The organism is Achromobacter sp. D7-1, assembly GCF_059760445.1.
On sequence record NZ_JCBAMT010000010.1, the window covers coordinates 112,281 to 118,513 of the forward strand.

A 6,233-nucleotide genomic window follows, 5' to 3' on the forward strand; every position below is an offset into this window, starting at 1 on the left:
GAGCAGCCTCAGACAGCGGCAGCCGTATTGCCACCTGCCGCCAGGCCCGTGGGCGGCGTGTCGGACGTATCCGACGGGCCCTGAGGCGTCTTCGGGGGACGCGGGGGGCGGCCCTCGATGATGTCGTTGATCTGGTCCGCGTCGATGGTTTCCCATTCGAGCAGCGCCGAGGTCATCACTTCGACCTTGTCGCGGTTGTCTTCCAGGATCTTGCGCGCAACGCTGTACTGCTCGTCGATGATGCGGCGGATCTCGGTATCCACCTTCTGCATGGTGGCTTCCGACATGTGCGTGGTCTTGGTGACGCTGCGGCCCAGGAACACTTCGCCTTCGTTCTCGGCGTAGACCATGGGACCCAGTTCGTCGGTCATGCCGTAGCGCGTGACGATGTCGCGGGCAATGGCGGTGGCGCGTTCGAAGTCGTTCGAGGCGCCCGTCGTCATCTGGTCCATGAAGATTTCTTCGGCGATGCGGCCACCGAACAGCACGGCGATGGTGGACAGCAAGCGGCCCTTGTCCATGCTGTAGCGGTCGGTCTCAGGCAGCTGCATGGTCACGCCCAGCGCACGGCCGCGCGGGATGATCGTGACCTTGTGGACCGGGTCGGTCTTGGGCAGCAGGCGCGCGACGATCGCGTGGCCGGACTCGTGGTATGCGGTGTTCTTGCGCTCTTCTTCGGGCATCACGATGGAGCGGCGTTCCGCACCCATGATGATCTTGTCCTTGGCCTTTTCGAAGTCGGACATGTCGACCGTGCGGCCATTGCGGCGGGCGGCGAACAGCGCGGCTTCGTTGACCAGGTTGGCCAGATCGGCGCCGGAGAAGCCCGGGGTGCCGCGCGCCAGGACGGTCGCGTCGACGTTGGGCGACAGCGGGACCTTGCGCATGTGGACCTTCAGGATCTGCTCGCGGCCGCGGATATCGGGCAGCGGCACCACGACCTGACGGTCGAAGCGGCCCGGACGCAGCAGCGCGGGATCCAGCACGTCGGGACGGTTGGTCGCGGCGATGACGATGACGCCCTGGCCGGACTCGAAGCCGTCCATTTCCACCAGCATCTGGTTCAGCGTCTGTTCGCGTTCATCGTTGCCGCCGCCCAGGCCGGCGCCACGCTGGCGGCCAACCGCATCGATTTCGTCGATGAAGATGATGCAGGGAGCATGCTTCTTGGCGTTTTCGAACATGTCGCGCACGCGGGCAGCGCCCACGCCGACGAACATTTCAACGAAGTCGGAACCCGAGATGCTGAAGAACGGCACCTTGGCTTCGCCCGCGATGGCCTTGGCCAGCAGCGTCTTGCCGGTACCCGGCGAGCCGACCATCAGCACGCCGCGCGGAATGCGGCCGCCCAGCTTCTGGAACTTGCTGGGGTCGCGCAGGAAATCGACCAGCTCCTGGACGTCTTCCTTGGCTTCGTCGCAGCCGGCGACGTCGGCAAAGGTGATCTGGTTGGTGTTCTCGTCGAGCATGCGGGCGCGCGATTTACCGAAGCTGAATGCTCCGCCCTTGCCGCCGCCCTGCATCTGGCGCATGAAGAAGACCCAGACGCCGATCAGCAACAGCATGGGGAACCACGACACGAAGATGCTCATCAGCAGCGATTGCTCTTCGCGCGGCTTGCCCGAAACCTGGACGCCGTACTTCAGCAGATCGGAGACCATCCAGAGGTCGCCCGGCGAAGTCAGCGTGTAGGCACGGCCTGCGTCAGGGGTGACGTACAGCACGTCGCCCTGGACGTCGACCTTGCGGATACGTCCCGCCTTGGCGTCGTCCATGAACTGCGTGTAAGTCACGCCGTCCTGGGTCTGAGCGCGTCCGTCGAACTGTTTGAAGACGGTGAACAGCACGAGGGCTATCACCATCCAGACAGCGACTTTCGAAAATGAATTATTCAAGGTCGATCTCCTGCTTTCGATTCCGACCGGCGACCGCGCACCCGCATATGGCACAGTCACAAGTATGTCAATAGCTCATTCTACCCTGTCAGACCAGATTGCGTCCCGGGATGGCTGAGCCCCTTTAAGTTTTGTCTGATTCGCGAATTTTCTGGTCGTTGTCCCGGCAGGCTGTGAGTTTTTCGGACTTGGGGCAATGTGCCCCGAATCCGGGCTACTTCAGATCGCGCGCAACCAGAAAGGTTTCGGAGGATTTGTCCCGCGATGCCTTCGGCTTGCGTTCGACCACCCGCTTGAAGCGCTGCTTGAAGGACTCCACGATCTGCGAAAAGCCGCTGCCGTGGAAAGCCTTGACGATCAGCACCCCGTTGGGCTTCAGGTGGGCGCAGGAGAATTCCATCGCCAACTCGCACACATGCTGGATGCGCGCGGAATCGGCAATACCCACCCCTGACAAGTTGGGGGCCATGTCGGAAATAACAAGATCCACCGCGCGCGATCCGACCATGTCTTCCAATTGTTTCAAGACTTCATCATCGCGGAAGTCGCCCTGGATGAATTCCACGCCCGCCACGGGCTCCATGGGCAGCAGGTCGAGCGCAATGATGCGGCCGTCCACAACCCCACCCGGCCCCGCCAGGCGCTCGCGCGCCACTTGGGACCAGCTGCCGGGCGCCGAGCCCAGATCGACCACCAGGTCGCCCCGGCGCATCAGCTTTTCGGTATCCAGGATCTCGATCAGCTTGAAGGCGGCGCGGGCCCTGTAGCCCTTCTGTTGCGCCAGCTTCACATAGGGATCGTTGATGTGCTGGTGAATCCAGTCTTTGGAGAATTTATTCTTGGCCATTACCGTACAATTCCACGCATGCCTATATTAGAACTTACCTCTCGTGAGCGCAGCGACCTTCGGTCCGCCGCTCACCCTCTGCGCCCCGTCGTCCTGATTGGCGACAATGGCCTGACCGAAGCCGTGCTCAAGGAAATCGACCTGGCACTGACTTCGCATGGCCTCATCAAGGTGCGCGCCGGCGGTGATGACCGCGAGGCCCGCGACGCAATGCTGTCGACCATCTGCGACACGCTTTCCTGCGCTCCCGTGCACCACCTGGGCAAGACGCTGATCCTGTTCCGCCCGCTGGCCGGCAATATCAAGCCCGCCGCGCTGGCCGCCATGGAACCCGAGCGCCCCGCCAAGCGCCGCGCCTCCGAGCCGCATACGCCCAAGAAGCTGGCCGCCGAAGGCAAGACCCTGGCCAAGCGCCCTCGCCGCAGCGAATCCGAAGAGCCCAAGCCGAAGACGCGCTTCGTGCCCCAGGACCAGCTCAACAAGAACGGCAAGCCCATGCGTCCCGGCACCAAAAAGACCACTGCCAGCGGTCACGGCATTCCCCGCCGCGGCGGCAGCGCGCTCAGCCTGCGGGCCGGGGCACGCAGCGGCACCAGCCGCAAGTCGTCGAAAAGGTAAGCGCCGGGCACAAAAACGGGCGCTTTACGCGCCCGGTCCACCATAGCGATCCGCATTAAACCGCGGAATTCAGTCGAACGCACGGTTCGAACCATGGTGTTTTGACAACATCCAGCTTACTACATTGGCGTCAGATGTAACGGACGCCCAAGACTTCATACTCGCGAACGCCAGCCGGGGCCACGACCTCGACCACGTCGCCTTCGCTCTTGCCGATCAACGCGCGCGCCACCGGGCTCGACACGGAAATCAGGTTCGACTTGATGTCGGCTTCAACGTCGCCGACGATCTGGTACGTCACGCGATCGCCCGAATCCAGGTCCTCGATGTCGACGGTGGCGCCAAACACAGCGCGGCCTTCGGCCTCAAGGGCGGTCGGGTCGATCAGATGGGCATTGGAAAGCGTGCCTTCAAGCTCGGCAATCCGGCCCTCGATAAAGCCTTGGCGCTCGCGAGCTGCGTCATATTCGGCATTTTCCGACAGATCACCCTGCGCACGCGCTTCAGCGATCGCGTTGATAACGGCAGGACGTTCCACGGTTTTCAGCCGCTGGAGCTCTTCTTGCAAGCGCTCGGCCCCGCGCACGGTCAAAGGAATGGCAGACATGTCGTTTCCCAAACAAAAGTAGAAAACGCCCCGGACGGAGCGTTCTCGGTGAAGGTCGTAATCCTGGCGCGCGCCGTCGATCGGGGTATCGACATTGACGAGCGGCGCGGACGACCAAAACAAAACCCCGGCTCGGGTCGGAACCGGGGCAATCAAGGTCATATTGTGGTCAAAGTCCACGGGAATTGCAAGCCGCCGGAGAAAACGCCGTTTTCGCCGCATTTCGCCGCTGTAACCCGCTAAAACCCGTCATTTCTTTCAGGTTCTCCCGATTCACCCGGAAGCCCGGTGGCACGGACTCAGCGCGGTGCATCTGCCGGCGGTCATGTTGCATAAAAACTACTTTTCGATAGTTTTTTGCCTTGCAGTAGAAAAGCAACTCCCAAAAACGCCAGGGAAACAGGGCTAAGGCAGTATAAAACAACAAATTGTGTCATTAATAACAATTAAATACATATTGCATTAAGAGAACTATCGCTTGCGCAGGGCCTGGCGGATCACAAGCACAAGCCAGGCGCAAGAGTCTTATTTTTGCGGGTGTTTGCAGTGGTGGCGGACGCATCGCAGCCATCCGGCGCGACGTTCGCCGTTCCGCCTGGCGGCGGGCGGCCGGGGCCGTTCCCGCACGCGGCGGATCGCGTTCAAGAACGAGGAGCTCTCATGCTGGAAAAACTGAAAGTCCGTACTGGAATGCTGCTGGTTCTGGGCTGCTTTGTGGTCGCCCTGACGCTGGCTTGCGGCTTGAGCTGGATGAATGCCGAGAAAAGCGTGACCGAGATCAAGGACCTGAACAATGTCGCGGTCCATCAGGTCGACCCGCTCTACGAAGCCAACGCCGCCCTGCTGCGCGCGCGGCTGGCGCTCGGTGCAGGCATGGCTGCCATGCAGGCCGGCGGCATGGACCAGGCCGGGCTGGCTGGCGAGGAAGCCGCCAACCATCTGAAGCAGGCGCGCGAGCGTTTCGCCCGCTACATGGCCGTACCCAAGAGCCCGCGCGGTGAGCAACTGGCCCAGACGCTGCAGGGGCGATTCACCGAATACGCCGCCATCCTGGACACGCTGGAGTCCAACATCAAGGCACGCTCGCCAGCCAAGTACCGTCAGGACGAGGGGCGGCTGCCCCAGGCCGACGCCTACTTCATGAAAGACATGCAAGCCTTCCTGGGCCGGGTCCAGGAGCGTAGCGACGGCGTGCTGGCGAGCTCCGAGCAGACCTACGCCACCGCACGGATCTCAGCGGTCGCGCTGATATCGGTTGCCCTGCTCCTGACCGCGCTGTGCTGGACCTTCATCCGGCGCGCCGTGCTCCGTCCGCTGCAGGAGGCCGGCCGGCACTTCGATCGCATCGCGGCCGGCGACCTGACGAACCGCGTGGAGACCCGCTCCAACAATGAGATCGGCGTCCTGTTCGCCTCGCTCAAACGCATGCAGGAAGGCTTGACCCGCACCGTAACGTCGGTCCGACAGGGAGTAGACGAGATCAACGTGGGCGCGGCTGAAATCGCGGCCGGCAACGCCAACCTGTCAGTGCGCACCGAAGAGCAAGCCGCGGCGCTAGAGGAAACGGCTTCGACCATGGAAGAGCTGGCGGTCACCGTCAAGCAGAACGCGGAGAACGCCGCCCAGGCCAATCAGTTGGCCGCGGTCAGCATGGACGTGGCGCAACGCGGCGGCCAGAACGTGGAGCAGGTAGTGGCCACCATGCACGGCATCTCGGACAGCTCGCGGCGGATCTCGGACATCGTATCGGTGATCGACGGCATCGCTTTCCAGACCAATATCCTCGCGCTGAACGCCGCAGTCGAGGCCGCGCGCGCCGGCGAACAGGGCAAGGGCTTTGCCGTGGTAGCGGGCGAAGTCCGTACGCTGGCCCAACGCGCCGCACAAGCCGCCAAGGAGATCAAGACGCTGATCGAGGCCTCGGTGGACACCGTCGCCGCCGGATCGGCCCAGGTCGCTGCCACCGGGCAAACCATGCAGGAAATCGTGGATTCGGTGCAAAGGGTGGCCGCGATCATGGCTGAAATTTCAGCAGCGTCGGCCCAGCAGGCCGGCGGCATCGACCAGGTCAGCCTGGCGATCACGCAGATGGACGAGGTCACGCAGCAGAATGCCGCGCTGGTCGAGGAAGCCTCCGCCGCAGCGGCCGCGATGGAGGAACAGGCGCGGCGCCTGGCGGAGGCAACCTCCGTATTCAAGACGCAATCGGGACAGGTGATCGAGGCGGCGCCGGTGGCGCTAACCGGCACGGGCGCCGCCTCGCGGC

Annotated in this window: 5 protein-coding genes; 2 read left to right on the plus strand and 3 right to left on the minus strand. The window is 63.1% G+C overall.

Annotated features, from left to right (window positions below; translation table 11 throughout):
* Window positions 1-8: 8 nt before the first annotated feature.
* A complete protein-coding gene (ftsH, locus tag AC6LKD_RS06965; protein ID WP_013395590.1) occupies window positions 9-1,895 on the minus strand; it encodes an ATP-dependent zinc metalloprotease FtsH in 1,887 nt (628 codons plus the stop codon).
* A 214-nt stretch (window positions 1,896-2,109) separates the two neighbouring features.
* A complete protein-coding gene (locus AC6LKD_RS06970) occupies window positions 2,110-2,742 on the minus strand; it encodes an RlmE family RNA methyltransferase (protein ID WP_013395591.1) in 633 nt (210 codons plus the stop codon).
* A gap of 18 nt (window positions 2,743-2,760) precedes the next feature.
* On the opposite strand from AC6LKD_RS06970, the gene AC6LKD_RS06975 reads away from it, so the two are divergent.
* Entirely contained in the window at window positions 2,761-3,360 is a 600-nt protein-coding gene (locus AC6LKD_RS06975; RefSeq protein ID WP_013395592.1) for a YhbY family RNA-binding protein, read from the plus strand.
* A gap of 130 nt (window positions 3,361-3,490) precedes the next feature.
* On the opposite strand, the gene greA is transcribed toward AC6LKD_RS06975, so the two are convergent.
* Window positions 3,491-3,967 (minus strand): transcription elongation factor GreA, encoded by a 477-nt coding sequence (greA, locus tag AC6LKD_RS06980; RefSeq protein ID WP_041654241.1) that lies wholly within the window; start codon window positions 3,965-3,967, stop codon window positions 3,491-3,493.
* Window positions 3,968-4,627: 660 nt separating this feature from the next.
* Here greA and AC6LKD_RS06985 point away from each other — a divergent pair.
* On the plus strand, window positions 4,628-6,233 hold a 1,606-nt coding region (locus AC6LKD_RS06985; RefSeq protein ID WP_498115641.1), incomplete at its 3' end, for a methyl-accepting chemotaxis protein.